14 protein-coding genes are annotated in these 15,418 nt (G+C 43.3%); 8 read left to right on the top strand and 6 right to left on the bottom strand.

Annotated elements, in window-relative coordinates:
• Nucleotides 1–83: 83 nt before the first annotated feature.
• A complete protein-coding gene (locus R7044_RS16830; protein ID WP_005382162.1) occupies nt 84–842 on the bottom strand; it encodes a Nif3-like dinuclear metal center hexameric protein in 759 nt (252 codons plus the stop codon).
• 232 nt (nt 843–1,074) lie between these two features.
• Between R7044_RS16830 and R7044_RS16825 the strand changes: the two genes are divergently transcribed.
• A complete protein-coding gene (locus R7044_RS16825; RefSeq protein WP_225455691.1) occupies nt 1,075–1,848 on the top strand; it encodes a DUF1853 family protein in 774 nt (257 codons plus the stop codon).
• Nucleotides 1,849–1,909: 61 nt separating this feature from the next.
• Here R7044_RS16825 and pgm read toward each other — a convergent pair whose 3' ends face one another.
• A complete protein-coding gene (gene pgm / locus R7044_RS16820; RefSeq protein ID WP_017634813.1) occupies nt 1,910–3,556 on the bottom strand; it encodes a phosphoglucomutase (alpha-D-glucose-1,6-bisphosphate-dependent) in 1,647 nt (548 codons plus the stop codon).
• Nucleotides 3,557–3,648: 92 nt separating this feature from the next.
• Nucleotides 3,649–4,191, bottom strand: a complete 543-nt coding sequence (gene seqA / locus R7044_RS16815; protein ID WP_005382149.1) for a replication initiation negative regulator SeqA — start codon at nt 4,189–4,191, stop codon at nt 3,649–3,651.
• A 92-nt stretch (nt 4,192–4,283) separates the two neighbouring features.
• On the opposite strand from seqA, the gene R7044_RS16810 reads away from it, so the two are divergent.
• From R7044_RS16810 to fldA, 3 genes are all read left to right on the top strand, one after another.
• Nucleotides 4,284–5,051 (top strand): alpha/beta fold hydrolase, encoded by a 768-nt coding sequence (locus tag R7044_RS16810; RefSeq protein WP_017819953.1) that lies wholly within the window; start codon nt 4,284–4,286, stop codon nt 5,049–5,051.
• A 112-nt stretch (nt 5,052–5,163) separates the two neighbouring features.
• Nucleotides 5,164–5,385, top strand: a complete 222-nt coding sequence (locus R7044_RS16805; RefSeq protein WP_005393038.1) for a DUF2788 domain-containing protein — start codon at nt 5,164–5,166, stop codon at nt 5,383–5,385.
• Nucleotides 5,386–5,433: 48 nt separating this feature from the next.
• Nucleotides 5,434–5,967, top strand: coding sequence for a flavodoxin FldA (gene fldA, locus R7044_RS16800; RefSeq protein ID WP_005382146.1), 534 nt, complete (start codon nt 5,434–5,436; stop codon nt 5,965–5,967).
• 52 nt (nt 5,968–6,019) lie between these two features.
• Here the strand turns inward: fldA and R7044_RS16795 are convergent, their stop codons facing one another.
• On the bottom strand, nt 6,020–6,523 hold the full coding sequence (locus tag R7044_RS16795) for a DUF4442 domain-containing protein (RefSeq protein ID WP_005382144.1): 504 nt from the start codon (nt 6,521–6,523) through the stop codon (nt 6,020–6,022).
• Between the two features lie 200 nt (nt 6,524–6,723).
• On the opposite strand from R7044_RS16795, the gene fcrX reads away from it, so the two are divergent.
• Nucleotides 6,724–7,173, top strand: a complete 450-nt coding sequence (gene fcrX, locus R7044_RS16790) for a ferric iron uptake transcriptional regulator FcrX (RefSeq protein WP_005382141.1) — start codon at nt 6,724–6,726, stop codon at nt 7,171–7,173.
• Between the two features lie 222 nt (nt 7,174–7,395).
• Here the strand turns inward: fcrX and glnS are convergent, their stop codons facing one another.
• Together glnS and nagE are read right to left on the bottom strand one after the other, a co-directional pair.
• Nucleotides 7,396–9,066, bottom strand: a complete 1,671-nt coding sequence (glnS, locus tag R7044_RS16785) for a glutamine--tRNA ligase (protein ID WP_005382124.1) — start codon at nt 9,064–9,066, stop codon at nt 7,396–7,398.
• Nucleotides 9,067–9,342: 276 nt separating this feature from the next.
• Nucleotides 9,343–10,836, bottom strand: a complete 1,494-nt coding sequence (nagE, locus tag R7044_RS16780) for an N-acetylglucosamine-specific PTS transporter subunit IIBC (RefSeq protein WP_005384985.1) — start codon at nt 10,834–10,836, stop codon at nt 9,343–9,345.
• Between the two features lie 489 nt (nt 10,837–11,325).
• Between nagE and nagA the strand changes: the two genes are divergently transcribed.
• The 3 genes from nagA to R7044_RS16765 all read left to right on the top strand — a co-directional run bounded on the left by nagA (nt 11,326) and on the right by R7044_RS16765 (nt 15,350).
• Nucleotides 11,326–12,462 (top strand): N-acetylglucosamine-6-phosphate deacetylase, encoded by a 1,137-nt coding sequence (gene nagA / locus R7044_RS16775; RefSeq protein ID WP_005384983.1) that lies wholly within the window; start codon nt 11,326–11,328, stop codon nt 12,460–12,462.
• Nucleotides 12,463–12,464: 2 nt separating this feature from the next.
• Entirely contained in the window at nt 12,465–13,679 is a 1,215-nt protein-coding gene (gene nagC, locus R7044_RS16770) for a DNA-binding transcriptional regulator NagC (RefSeq protein ID WP_005382105.1), read from the top strand.
• Nucleotides 13,680–13,760: 81 nt separating this feature from the next.
• On the top strand, nt 13,761–15,350 hold the full coding sequence (locus tag R7044_RS16765; protein WP_005384981.1) for a cation:proton antiporter family protein: 1,590 nt from the start codon (nt 13,761–13,763) through the stop codon (nt 15,348–15,350).
• Nucleotides 15,351–15,418 lie beyond the last annotated feature (68 nt).

The raw sequence follows: 15,418 nt of genomic DNA, 5'->3' as shown, positions 1-15,418 counted from the left end.
ACGAAGATAGACAAACAAAAGGGTTGAGATTTTCGTCTCAACCCTTTTTTCTTTTTTGCGTTTAACGTTATTAATGGAGAACGCTAAACCGGATTATCAATATCGATAAACTCCACATGTAGGCCATATTCATCCGCTAGCCATTTGCCTAAGGCCTGAACACCATAACGCTCAGTAGCATGATGACCTGCAGCAAAGTAATGAATGTCCATTTCACGAGCAGTATAAGTGGTGCGCTCTGAAATTTCTCCAGAGATAAATGCATCCAGCCCGTGCTGTACAGCAAGTTCAATGAAATCCTGCCCTCCACCAGTACACCAGCCGACTGTCTCAATCATCTTATCAGTATTCTCTGGAGCGATATGCAGAGGCTCTCTTTCAAGAACTTGGTTGATCTTACTCGCAAATTCAACACCAGACATCGGCTTTTTCAAGCGCCCAAACATAGCAACTGACTGAGGGTGCCCTTCAAGCCCACCTTCTACTTCGATTTCAAGTAAGCGAGCTAATTCAGCGTTGTTGCCTAGCTCTGGATGAATATCTAGAGGAAGGTGATAACCATATAAGTTGATATCATTTTTGATCAGGCTACGAATTCGTTTACCTTTCATGCCACGAATTGGCTCAGGCTCACCTTTCCAAAAATAGCCATGATGAACAAGCAATGCGTCTGCATTAAGCTCAATCGCTTTATCGATTAAGGCTTGAGAGGCGGTTACGCCAGTGATAACACGCTTTACCGCTGATTTCCCTTCTACCTGTAACCCATTTGGTGCGTAATCTTTAATTAACTGCGGTGACAGTTTGTCATTAAGAATCTGTTCTAGCTTTAAGTTATTCATTATTACTTCCAATTTCTAGCGCATGTAAACCTAAATAACCTCTCGATGGAATCAGACGAAAGAGTGCAACCTAGTTGATACAGCAACGTTTTTGACATCTGGCACCTTGATATCATTTAGGTCTTTAAAGTGTATCTCGAACCCTAATATCGATGCTAGCCACCCTACCCTCAAAAGCAAATTTAGTTACAATAACAAAGCTTGTCGCCTCACCATAGATTTAGGGATACGGATGAACCAACTGCAACGCTTTTACCAATGGATCGCCACTTCACCTCCGCTTTTCAAGTTACGCCCTCCGTTTGCAACCTTAGAAGATGCCTCGGTCAAACCTTTGAATAGCTCAGAACAATACAATGGTAATCCGAGACTGGGTTTTTTATATCAGCACCTATGCACTGCGGCTCTTTCTAATTCAGGACGATATCAGATTATTGCCGAAGAAATTCAGTTAAACGACGCGGAAGGTAAGACCATTGGTGCTGTCGATTTGGTATTGAGGAATACAGAATCAAATCAGATAGAACATTGGGAAGTGGCGATTAAGTTTTATCTTCTTTACAACGGCATTTGGTATGGCCCGAATGCTCACGACCAGTTACATGCAAAATTGGATAGAATGCTCACGCATCAGCTGAAAATGAGCGATCGCCCGGAATTTCAAAAAATAATTCCTTTAAACGACTCTCCAGAAGAGCGCCTAATGATGCAAGGACGACTCTATATTAATCCGTTTACTCCAGAGCCAACTCCTAAGGAGTGCTTGGGTTATGAATTAAATCCAAGTCAGATTAGTGGTTACTGGTGCTATCAACGTCAATGGGATTTAATTGGTAAACCCCTTTATCATTTACATAAACCATGCTGGGCGACCGGTACAGATGATTTCTCTCAACCTATTGAAAAGCCTTTAGATCGATTCATACACGCACAAACGGAAGACGGTCAATTCTGGTTTGTGGTACCAGATTCATGGCCCGGAGATAAAGCGGTTCGGGGCACTTAAACATGAAAGGGTTGATGTTTTCACATCAACCCTTTGCTAGATACATTGACCATTGGATGTTTTACAAACCAGCGGCTGCAAACACTTGATTAACGATCTCTTGTGCTTCAGCTTCGATTTGTTTCAGATGTTCTTCACCTTTGAAGCTTTCACAGTAAATCTTGTAGATATCTTCTGTACCTGATGGACGAGCAGCGAACCAACCGTTAGCTGTCGTTACTTTAAGGCCACCAATCGCAGCACCATTGCCTGGTGCATGCGTTAGACGAGCAGTGATCGCATCACCTGCTAGAGTTTCAGCCGCAACCATTTCTGGTGACAACTTCTTCAATACGTCTTTTTGTGGGCCATTTGCTACAGCTTGAATACGGTTGTACTTCGACTCACCGTGCTTCGCCGCTAGCTCTTCATAGTAATCTTGTGGGTTCTTACCCGTTACCGCAGTGATCTCTGCTGCTAGAAGGCATAGCAAGATGCCATCTTTGTCTGTTGACCAAGGCGTGCCATCTTTACGAAGGAAAGACGCACCAGCACTTTCTTCGCCGCCGAAACCAAACTTACCAGTGTACAGACCGTCTACAAACCATTTGAAACCAACAGGCACTTCACATAGCTCACGACCTAGATCCGCAACAACACGGTCAATCAGCGCACTTGAAACTAGTGTTTTACCAACAGCGACATCTTTACCCCACTCGTCACGATGACGGTACAAGTAGTCAATACAAACGGCTAAGAAGTGGTTCGGGTTCATCAAACCTTTTGGCGTAACGATACCGTGACGGTCGTAGTCAGGATCGTTACCAAATGCTAAATCGTATTCGTCTTTCAGTGCCAATAGACCCGCCATTGCGTAAGGAGAAGAACAGTCCATACGCACAACGCCGTCTTTATCTAGCGACATGAATTGGAAAGAAGGATCGATAGATTCACTTACTAGCGTTAGGTCTAGGTTGTATGCTTGACCAATTTGACGCCAGTAATCGATACCGCTGCCACCCAATGGATCTACACCAATCTTCAGGTTCGCTTTTTGGATTGCTTCCATATCGATAACGTTCACCAGGTCATCAATGTATGGCTTCACCAAGTCCATCTCTACAAACAGATCCGATGCTTTTGCTTCTGCTAGTGGTAGGCGTTTAACACCTTGTAAACCTTCAGCAATCAATTCGTTCGCACGATCTTCGATAGCTTGAGTCAACTCAGCTTCTGCAGGACCACCATGTGTCGGATTGTATTTGATACCGCCGTCTTGTGGTGGGTTATGTGATGGGGTAATAACGATACCGTCTGCTTTTTCATCGTGTTTGATGTTGTAAGTCAGAATCGCGTGTGAAATACCCGGTGTTGGCGTGTAACCGTTGTCTTGTTGGACAATCACTTTCACACCGTTTGCAATCAGTACTTCAATCACACTTGAGAAAGCAGGCTCAGATAGCGCATGCGTGTCTTTACCCACAAACAACGGGCCAATTGTGCCTTGCTCAGCACGAACTTCTGCTACCGCTTGAGCGATCGCTAAAATGTGGTTTTCGTTAAAAGTGTGCTTGTCTGCAGTACCGCGGTGGCCAGAAGTACCAAATTGAACTTTGTGTTCTGCGTTTGCCGCGTCTGGTTGAAGTAAGAAGTAGTTAGCAACGAGTGCTGGGATATTGTGAAGATCTTCCTGCTGCGCTTTTTGCCCAGCACGAGGGTGCATAGCCATGTTTGACATCCTTTCTTTCAATACAAATAAAATTAAAAAAGCCTCATAATATCCGCTCACTGCGACGCATTATGAGGCTTCTATCAGGTTTCTTAGATTGAACCTGTTACTTTTTCTATTAAGTCAGGTTGGAACCCCATGTGTGCCATCACTTGTTCAACCATCTGTCTTTTACGACTTGTATTGTTATTCGTGATAACCCAAAACGGTGTGCCAGGAATGGCTTTTGGCTTGGTCGTATTACCGTTTGCTAGCAAGGTTTCTTCATTATCTGCAAAGTACACGCGTTTGCGTCCTTTTACATTCGTAGCCTGGGCGAAACCTTCTGGATTCAATTTATGTAAGGTCGATAATACCAACATAAAGCGATCAATCGCTTTTTTTAGACCGGCAAACTCATCAGAAATAAGCAGCGAACGCATTTCTTTCACTACATCAACAGATTCCGTTTTACCCGCATCTTTACTTACTACAATCCCTTGTGGCTTCTCTACTACAGGCGCGGCTTTAGCTTCCTGCAACTGACCATCAAGGTTTAAAAGGCGTCGCAAAATATCCGAGGCGCTTTCACCGATATGCTTAGTTTGACTAGCTATATAACGGTATAGATCCTCATCAACCTCAATTGTTTTCATTCGCTTTTCACATTCTCAATGTTTAAACTCTGGGGGATTATAACGAGATCCACGCGGATACTCCACGTTAAACCCATCACGAATAAGATAAAATGTCAGCATTACTCAACTATAAGCAGGAAGGCCAAGGCCAAACAGTTGTTTTGATTCACGGATTGTTTGGTAGTTTAAGTAATCTGGGTCTACTCGCCCGCGATCTTATTAAAGATCACACGGTGATCAGTATTGATCTGAGAAATCACGGCCTCTCTTTCCACTCCGAAGTCCATAACTATACCGATATGGCAAAAGATGTGGCTCAGCTCCTTCAGCACTTAAACGTTGAGCCATCTATTGTTATTGGTCACTCCATGGGCGGAAAAGTCGCGATGGCTCTTGTGGACATTGCGCCAAATGTAGTCAAGCAGTTAGTCGTTCTCGACATGGCGCCTGTAGCCTACACTACGAACCGTCACGATAATGTTTTTAACGGCTTACATGCTGTTATTAATGAAAAACCAGCAAATCGACAGCAAGCCATGGATATCCTAGCTCAACATATTGAACTCGATGGTGTAAGACAATTTCTCTCTAAATCACTGTACAAAAATGGCGATAAGATGGATTGGCGGTTTAACGTACCGAGCCTTTTTGAGAATTATGACCAAATTATTGGCTGGCAAGAAATCACACCAACAGATATCCCAACTTTATTTATCAAAGGCGGCGACTCTGACTACTTAATGCCAGAACATCAGCCGGCAGTGAAGCGACAATTTAACCATGCTAAAGCACACATTATCGCTGGCACTGGTCACTGGTTACACGCCGAGAAACCGACAGAAGTAATGAGAGTCATTCGAAAATACATTTCGAGTTAACAAATTCGAAAAGCAACACTAGATTATTGAAATAACCCTTCTTGTAGTGCATTAACTTTACCGTTTAACAGTGGTATAGTGCGCCCAAGATTTTTCGGCATGAAGGGCTAAAATGCTTTACGACTATATGGATATGCTCGAGTCTATTGGGCTCGATCTTCTTTTTGCTGCTATCTTTTTTTTCATCGGGATGGCGATAAAAGATGTGCTAAAGCAAGGCAATGTACCTGTTTTTGGTCGTCGTATTGTGTGGTTAGTCCTTTTCCTAGGCTGTGCTGGCTTTATTGCAAAAGGTGTAATTCAGCTAACTTGGGAAGGCTCAGGGTTAGGTTAAACCCTTAGTAACATCGCCAATAACAAACAATGTAAAGGTATAGACTCTATGGCAAGTGTAGGTATCTTCTTCGGTAGCGACACAGGTAATACTGAAGCCGTTGCAAAGATGATTCAAAAGCAACTAGGTAAACATCTAGTTCACGTTCAAGACATCGCGAAAAGCAGCAAAGAAGACATTGATAACTTCGATCTTCTTCTTCTAGGTATCCCAACTTGGTACTACGGCGAAGCACAATGTGATTGGGATGACTTCTTCCCTGAGCTTGAGCAAATCGACTTCTCTACTAAGCTAGTGGCTATCTTTGGCTGTGGCGACCAAGAAGACTACGCAGAATACTTCTGTGACGCGATGGGCACAGTCCGTGATATCGTTGAATCTAAAGGCGGCACAATTCTTGGCCATACCTCGACAGAAGGCTACGAATTTGAAGCGTCTAAAGCACTTGTTGAAGGTGACGAAAGCCAATTCGTAGGTCTATGTATTGATGAAGACCGCCAACCAGAATTGACTGACGAGCGTGTTGAAAGCTGGGTTAAACAGATCTATGAAGAGATGTGTTTAGCTGAGCTAGAAGGCTAATCAAATTGAATGATGCAAAGACCTCCACTTGGAGGTCTTTTTGTATGTATTGTCACACAGCATCGGTAAGTACTTCCTCTTCGCGATACTGAGGTTTCTTTCTTACATAAAGCTTGCGTTGAACCTCTGAAACCACATTCCCCTGTTTATCTTTTACATGAGTAATAAACTCAGGAAAACACTTTTCTCCATTCCGTGTCATTTGATAAATGTTTTCCAGCATCCCTTCAGTGACCTCAAATTCTGCAAACAAATCACTTTGCCCCGGCTTAATAAAGTTAATGCTTGCCTCTTTATCCCACACATAATATTCCTCTCGTAGAATCCCCATCAGCATCAACGAGTAAATAGGATCAGTTAAAGAGAAAATACTGCCGCCATATTGGGTGCGATTGGCATTTTTATTCCACCAGCGAAGCTTTAAACGTACCTTTACAGTACGGAAGTCTTGAGAAATATGTAAGATTTTAATACCCGCCCCCCAAAAAGGAGGCCAAATATTGAGTGCGAACTTTACAATTCCTGGTTTGTATATCTTCGCTAGTCGCCTATTCATCGCTATCCCTGCCCTCTCCAAGCTTAATGTTACACAATTGTAACTGGTCAGAGCTGTAATATAATGGACCTGTTTCTAATTTACAAAAAGATTCTATTAACCCTTTGAAGTTCGTGGTTTAATGTTCCGAACGCTTATCCTATAATGGTAGGAAGATTGAATTCTGTTAAATCGCTGCAGATGATCCAACGGGAAAGTATATGTCAGATAATAATCAGGCGCTGAAGGATGCGGGTTTAAAAGTAACCCTTCCGAGGCTAAAAATTCTAGAAGTACTTCAGCAGCCAGACTGCCAGCACATCAGTGCTGAAGATTTGTACAAAAAGTTGATTGATCTAGGTGAAGAAATTGGCCTAGCAACTGTTTACCGAGTTCTAAACCAGTTCGACGATGCTGGTATTGTAACTCGTCACCACTTTGAAGGTGGAAAGTCAGTCTTCGAATTATCGACTCAACATCACCACGACCACCTAGTGTGCCTAGACTGTGGTGAGGTAATTGAATTTTCTGACGATCTTATTGAAGAACGTCAAAAAGAGATTGCAGCTAAGTACAATGTCACACTAACAAACCACAGCTTATACTTGTACGGCAAGTGTAGCGATGGTGGTTGTAAAGACAATCCAGATGCACACAAACCGAAAAAATAAGGGTTTGTTAATTTAAAAAGTAAACGTCAGCACATGCTGGCGTTTTTTGTTTCTAGAAGTCAGTACCTTAGACGTCAGTACTTTGGTTACAGAACAAAAGCTACTAAACACCCATCTTTTTTCTCCACAGTTTTGCACATCTATATAGCACTCTGTGGGATTAGGTATAAAAAATGCCAGCGTTTGCTGGCATTTTTTCATCGTTCTCAGCATTAATTGAGATTATTGATTCTCAATTTTTGCCCAGGTATCACGTAGACCAACCGTGCGATTGAATACTAGATTATCTGCTGAAGAGTCTTTCGAGTCTGCACAGAAGTAACCCATACGTTCAAACTGGTAACCTTTTTCTGCTTCTGCAGAAGCTAGGCTAGGCTCGACGAAGCCATTGATCACAACTAATGATTCAGGGTTGATAGTAGAAGCAAAATCTTCCGCTGCGCCTGGGTTTGGCACCGTAAATAAACGATCGTACAGACGAATTTCCGCTGGAAGAGCTTTATCAGCTGACACCCAATGAATAACGCCTTTCACTTTACGACCATCTGCTGGGTTTTTACCTAGCGTATCTGCATCGTAAGAACAGAAGATCGTTGTGATGTTGCCTTCGGCATCTTTTTCAACGCGCTCAGCTTTGATCACGTAAGCACCACGTAAACGAACTTCTTTACCTAGCACTAAACGCTTGTACTTTTTGTTCGCTTCTTCACGGAAGTCTTCACGCTCAATCCACAATTCACGCGTGAATGGCACTTCACGCACGCCCATTTCAGGTTTATTTGGGTGGTTGGCAACTGTCAAGTTTTCTACTGCGCCTGCTTCAAAGTTTTCGATAACAACTTTAACAGGATCCAGTACAGCCATTGCACGCGGAGCGTTCTCGTTTAGGTCATCACGAATACAAGATTCTAATGAACTAAACTCGATCATATTTTCTTGCTTCGTTACACCAATACGCTTACAAAACTCACGAATAGATGCAGGTGTGAAGCCACGACGACGCAGACCTGAGACAGTCGGCATACGTGGATCATCCCAACCATTAACCAGTTTTTCAGTAACTAGCTGGTTAAGCTTACGCTTAGACATCACTGTGTATTCAAGGTTTAAACGACTGAACTCGTATTGATGTGGACGGCTTTCGATCGTGATGTTGTCTAGAACCCAATCGTACAGACGACGGTTATCCATGAATTCAAGCGTACAAATAGAGTGCGTAATGCCTTCTAATGCATCAGAAATACAGTGCGTAAAGTCGTACATTGGGTAAATGCACCACTTATCACCAGTTTGGTGGTGCGTAGCAAAACGCACACGGTATAAAACTGGATCGCGCATGACCATGAATGAAGAACCCATGTCGATTTTAGCACGAAGACACGCTTTACCTTCTTCAAATTCACCAGCGCGCATTTTTTCAAACAACGCCAAGTTCTCTTCAACAGAGCGGTCACGGTATGGACTTGGTTTACCTGGCGCCTTTAGTGTGCCGCGGTATTCACGAATTTGCTCTGGACTTAGCTCATCTACGTACGCTAAGCCTTTGTTAATCAATTCAATTGCATATTCGTAAAGCTTATCGAAGTAGTTTGATGAGTAACATACTTCACCACTCCACTCAAAGCCCAACCAGTTTACATCTTTCTTGATAGACTCAACGTATTCGATGTCTTCTTTTTCAGGGTTTGTATCGTCGAAACGCAGATTACATTGACCCTGGTAGTCCTGAGCAATACCGAAGTTCAAACAGATAGACTTAGCATGACCGATATGCAGGTAGCCATTTGGCTCCGGCGGGAATCGAGTATGCACGCTAGTGTGTTTACCATCCGCTAGATCTTTATCAATGATCTGGCGAATAAAGTTTGATGGACGAGCATCAGCTTCACTCATCTATAGCACCTCAAAAATATTAGTATTGTCAGAGAAAACGGAACCCTGTATCCAAGTATGGTTTCACAGAGTACATTGTTCCTAATGATCCACAATTCTAAGCAATTAGACAACAAGAACTCGCTCTAAAACGACAATATTTATTGAGTTGGCGTGAAAGCAAAGCAGATTCAAAGGGCCTAAACGAAAAAAGGCCTCCTGCGGAGGCCTTTTGCGATGTTGTAGTATCAATTGTTTGCAATACCAATAACAAACAATCGCACCACTATTAAACAGTTAAGCTGGTAACTGAACACCACTTAAGTCTTCATCTTTAGATACATTCTTCATCTCACCAGCAACAATCTCTGCTAGTGGACCAAGGATAACTTGTAGGTTGTTTGTACCTAGCTTCACAACTCCCATAGCTCCAAGATCTTTCAGAGTTTTCTCATTGATAACGCTCATATCTTTCACAGAAAGGCGCAAACGAGTAATACAGGCATCGATAGAACTTAGGTTGTCATGACCGCCAAGTGCTTTCAAGTACTGACGAGCAAGCTCTGAAGAATTGCTTGATCCAGCCACGTTAGATGAAGCTTCTTCATCATCTTCACGTCCCGGTGTTTTAAGGCCAAACTTAACAATCACGGTACGGAACACGAAGTAGTAAACCGCAAAGAAACCAAGACCTTGTACAATGAGCATGTACCAGTTTACCGCTAGCGGGTTACGAGTCGACAATACTAAGTCGACTAAACCAGCAGAGAAACCGAAACCTGCAATCCACTGCATTGATGCCGCGATATAAACTGATAGACCAGTCAGCGCTGCGTGAAGAACGTACAGTCCTGGAGCAAGGAACATGAATGCAAATTCAAGTGGTTCTGTTACACCTGTAAAGAATGAAGCAAACGCAGCCGCAATCATGATAGATGCCACTTTCTCTTTATTCTTTGATTTCGCAGTATGGTACATCGCTAGAGCAGCGCCTGGTAAACCAAACATCATGATTGGGAAGAAGCCCGCTTGGTACATCCCCGTAACACCTACCGTTGCCGTGCCTTCAGCTAATGATTTCGCACCGCCAAGGAAGTTTGGAATGTCATTAATACCAGCAACATCAAACCAGAACACTGAGTTTAGTGCATGGTGCAGACCAACAGGAATTAGAAGACGGTTGAAGAATGCGTAAACACCTGCACCTGCTTCACCCATACCTTGAATGCTTTCACCAAAACTTACCAGACCGCCGTAAACTGATGGCCAAACGTACATCAGGATGAACGCAATAACGATACCAGCAAAAGACGTTAGGATCGGTACAAGACGCTTGCCAGAGAAAAACGCCAGTGCTTTGTGCAGCTCTACGTGAGAAAAACGGTTGTACAACTCAGCAGAAACAATACCAACCAAGATACCGACGAACTGGTTATTGATTTTACCAAATGCAGCAGGTACTTCACTTGGGTCAATGCCTTGAATTTGTGATACTGCACCAGGGGCCAAAAGCGTTGTGACAACTAAGAAGCCCACGAAACCTGAAAGTGCAGCGGCGCCATCTTTGTCTTTAGACATTCCGTAAGCAACACCAACAGCGAACAATACTGACATATTGTCAATGATCGCTGCACCAGCTTTAATAAGAAATGCAGCAAGTGCACTGTTTGCGCCCCAGCCATTTGGGTCGATCCAGTAGCCAATACCCATGAGTATTGCTGCTGCAGGAAGTGTGGCAACCGGCACCATAAGCGCCTTACCCACCTTCTGGAAGTATCCGAGAATGTTCACCTTAAGTTCCCCCTATAGGATTAGATGTTATGTTGAATGACTTATTTCAGCCGTCCAATTTAGTCATCCTAAGTTTATGATATTAATTTTGCTCCGCAAATTAAAAGCTCACCGTTTGTGATCATAATCACCACAATTTGCCCTTTCGGAAGGTTTTTGCTAGCGAGATCATAAAACTTATTTTATTATACGAAAAAATGGCGTTTTAAAGATAATATTCTCGCACTTTATGCAAGGCAGAATCAGTGTTATTTTGGTATCTAGGCGGGTAAATCACTGTAACTTTGCTCTGAAAAAGAATCATAAAAAACCATACAATTATTACTTTTCAGTTAGTTACTATGACAATAACATCGATAAAACGCGACTTGCTGTATGTGACTCGTTATCTAATTCAGTGATACAAACTAAGTACCCATATGACTGAAGCAGTCTCTACTTAGATAACGATATAGAAATTGAATTCTCATCTATAAGGACTAGCTGACTATGTACGCGCTAAGTAACTGTAAAATTTATACCGGTAGTGATGTTCTTACCGATCATGCGGTCATCATCGAAAACGATCTTATTCAATCTATTGTGCCGGTTTCTGAGCTACCTCAAAGCATCGAAGTAAAAGACCTTGCAGGCGCTAATCTAAGTCCAGGCTTTATCGATCTGCAGTTGAACGGTTGTGGCGGTGTAATGCTAAACGATGCAATTACCCCTGAAACCATGCAAATCATGCACCAGGCAAACCTCAAATCTGGCTGTACTAGCTTCCTGCCAACACTCATTACGTCATCTGATGAAGATATGCGAACTGCAATTGCCGCAGCTCGTGAGTACCACAACAAGTATCAAAATCAATCGCTTGGTTTACACCTCGAAGGTCCTTACCTTAACGTCGCGAAAAAAGGTATCCATAACGTCGATTTTATTCGCCCATCAGACGAAAGCATGATCGACCTTATCTGCGCAAACGCCGATATCGTAGCGAAAGTAACGCTAGCACCTGAGCATAACGACCCAGAGCATATTGCGCGATTAAAGGCTGCTGGCATCGTGGTTTCAATTGGCCACACAAATGCAACCTACGCCGAAGCACGTAAAAGCTTTGAAGCAGGCATTACTTTTGCCACACACCTCTTTAATGCAATGACACCAATGGTTGGTCGTGAACCAGGAGTTGTTGGTGCAATTTACGATACTCCTGACGTATACGCTGGCATTATTGCTGATGGTTTTCACGTCGACTACGCAAACATCCGAATTGCTCATAAAATCAAAGGTGAAAAGCTTGTTTTGGTGACGGATGCCACAGCTCCAGCAGGTGCTAACATTGATCACTTTATTTTTGTCGGTAAGAAAGTATATTACCGAGATGGTAAGTGTGTTGATGAAAATGGCACGCTAGGCGGCTCAGCTTTGACAATGATTGAAGCAGTTCAGAATTCAGTTGAGCACGCGGGGATCGCTTTAGACGAAGCTCTACGAATGGCCACGTTATACCCAGCAACAGCAATTGGTGTTGAGGATCGCCTTGGCCGAGTTCGAAAAGGGATGGTTGCAAACCTGACTATTTTCGATCGTGACTTTAAAGTAAAAGCGACGGTTGTTAACGGACAATACGAGCAAAATTAAGCATGAATGGCGGACAGATTGGTAATGTAGATTTAGTAAAACAGCTTAACAGCGCTGCGGTATATAGGCTGATTGATCAGCAAGGTCCTATCTCCCGTATTCAAGTCGCGGACGTGAGTCAGCTCGCGCCTGCTAGTGTTACCAAAATAACCCGCCAACTTTTAGAGCGCGGCCTTATTAAGGAGGTCGCCCAACAAGCTTCAACTGGTGGTCGTCGTGCGATCTCTTTGACTACTGAAGTCAAACCTTTTCATTCGATTGCCGTTCGCTTAGGTCGAGATTACGTACAGTTCAGTTTATACGATTTAGGTGGTACCGCGCTGGCAGAAGATCAGCATGAATTGCACTACACTAACCAAGCAGACTTAATCGCAGGGCTTATCGATTTATTAAAAGATTTCGTAAGCCGTTGCGAAGACAAAATTGATCAACTCATCGCTATCGGCATCACTTTACCGGGCCTTGTTAACCCAACAACTGGCGTGGTCGAATACATGCCTAATACCGATATCGATAATCTTGCTCTCGGTGAAATTGTTGGAGAGAAGTTTAATACAGCATGCTTTGTTGGCAACGACGTACGTGGCATGGCGTTGGCTGAGCACTACTTTGGAGCAAGCCAAGACTGCCAGGATTCTATTTTGGTTAGCGTCCACCGCGGTACTGGCGCAGGTATTATCGTTAACGGCCAGGTTTTTCTTGGTTTTAACCGCAACGTCGGTGAAATTGGTCATATCCAAATTGACCCGCTTGGTGAGCAATGCCAATGTGGAAACTTTGGCTGTTTAGAAACCGTAGCTGCAAACCCAGCGATTATTCAACGAGTGAAGCAACTGATTACTCAAGGATACGAATCAAGCTTAACCGACCTTGAAAACATCACAATTGAAGCGGTATGTCAGCACGCAATGAATGGTGATGAACTTGCGAAACAGAGTTTAGTGCGAGTGGGCAACCAGCTAGGTAAAGCGATTGCGATTACGGTTAACTTATTTAATCCACAGAAAATTGTAATTGCTGGCGATATTACTGCAGCACAAGATATTGTTTTCCCTGCAATTCAACGCAACGTAGAGAATCAATCTCTTAAAACTTTCCATAACGACCTCCCTATCGTGGCTTCTCACATTGATAAGCAGCCAACGATGGGCGCATTTGCGATGATTAAACGCGCTATGCTAAACGGAGTTTTGTTACAAAAGTTACTGGAAGACTAAGTTTATACAACCAATTGAGTTACAATCTCGGGCTGTGTTTTCACAGCCCGTTTTTGTATATCAGGAATACAGCTCAACAGTATGGAAATTATTCTAATTACAGCCGCTTTTTTAGCTGGTTTTATTGCGCTTAAATGCAGCCTCCCTCCCCTCGTTGGTTTTCTACTAGCTGGATTTGGCTTGCATGCATTTGGTTACCAAAGCAATGACGTTATTGTCACTCTCGCAGATCTTGGTGTTACTCTTCTTCTGTTTACTATTGGACTCAAACTCGATGTAAAAACCCTGCTGTCCAAAGAAATATGGGGAGGGGCAACCGCCCACAACATACTCTCTACCGCTTTTTTTGCCCTAGCGTTATCCGGCTTAAAACTACTGGGCTTGACTTCGCTAGCCAGTATGGACGGCAGCCAAATCCTGCTTTTAGCTTTTGCACTATCGTTCTCTAGTACCGTTTTTGCCGTAAAAGCATTGCAAGAAAAAGGCGAAATGAACGCGACCTACGGCACACTCGCGATCGGTATCTTGGTCATGCAAGATATTTTTGCCGTAGTATTCCTGACTGCTTCAACCGGAAAAGTCCCAGAATGGTATGCCATCGGTTTGTTCGCACTGCCTTTCCTTCGTCCCCTATTCTATAAGCTGCTCGATAAAGTTGGCCACGGCGAAATGCTGGTGCTATTCGGTATTTTCTTCGCGCTTGTTGTCGGTGCTGGGCTATTCGAGTTGGTCGGGATGAAACCAGACTTGGGCGCGCTAATTTTAGGCATGCTACTCGCAGGTCACCCAAAAGCCTCAGAACTATCCAAGTCATTATTCAATATGAAGGAGCTCTTTTTAGTCTGCTTCTTTTTGAACATTGGTTTATCCGCCTCATTGAGCGTGAATGGCGTCGTTCTCGCCCTGCTATTTATCTTACTGCTACCAATCAAAGGACTCTTGTACTTCGTCACTATTAATCATTTTAAGTTTCGAGTACGTACCTCTTTGCTCGCCTCTTTATCACTATTTAACTACAGTGAGTTTGGTCTTATTGTTGCTGGGTTGGCCTATAAAATGGGCTGGATGCCAAGTGATATGCTTGCTGCGATTGCGGTTGCGGTGTCGGTATCCTTTGTAATTTCCGCGCCACTTAACCGCCTTAGCCATAAAATTTATCAACATTCAGGTAAGTGGCTGCAAGAGACAGCGGTAGAAAAGCTCAATCAACGCGACCAACTCATCAACCCAGGTCATGCCCAAGTATTGATCTTAGGTATGGGGCGTATTGGAACGGGCGCTTATGATGAGCTACGTTCACGCTATGGCAAAATTTCATTGGGTATAGAAATTCGTGAAGACGCTGCACATCATCATCGTTCAGAAGGAAGAAATGTGATTTCTGGTGATGCCACCGACCCGGATTTCTGGGAGCGAATTTTAGATACAGGTCATGTAAAACTGGTTCTGCTTGCAATGCCACATCATCAAGGTAACCAAACAGCACTTGAGCAGCTTAAACGCAGAAAATATAAGGGGCAAATTGCCGCTATCGCCGAATACCCAGATCAATTGGAAGGCTTACTTGAAAATGGCGTTGACGCAGCATTCAATATTTATAGTGAAGCTGGTAGCGGTTTTGCTCGACACGTCTGTAAACAACTTCAACCTAAATTCACACCAATTAAATAAGCAACAGCACTGATATTTTTCGGAAGGCTTTCTATTGATAGAAAGCCTTTTTTGTATAGTTTTTATAC

Source organism: Vibrio sp. 1402 (assembly GCF_033340275.1).
The sequence above is the reverse complement of the archived record's forward strand: the minus strand, read 5'-3'. Positions and strand labels throughout refer to the sequence as shown.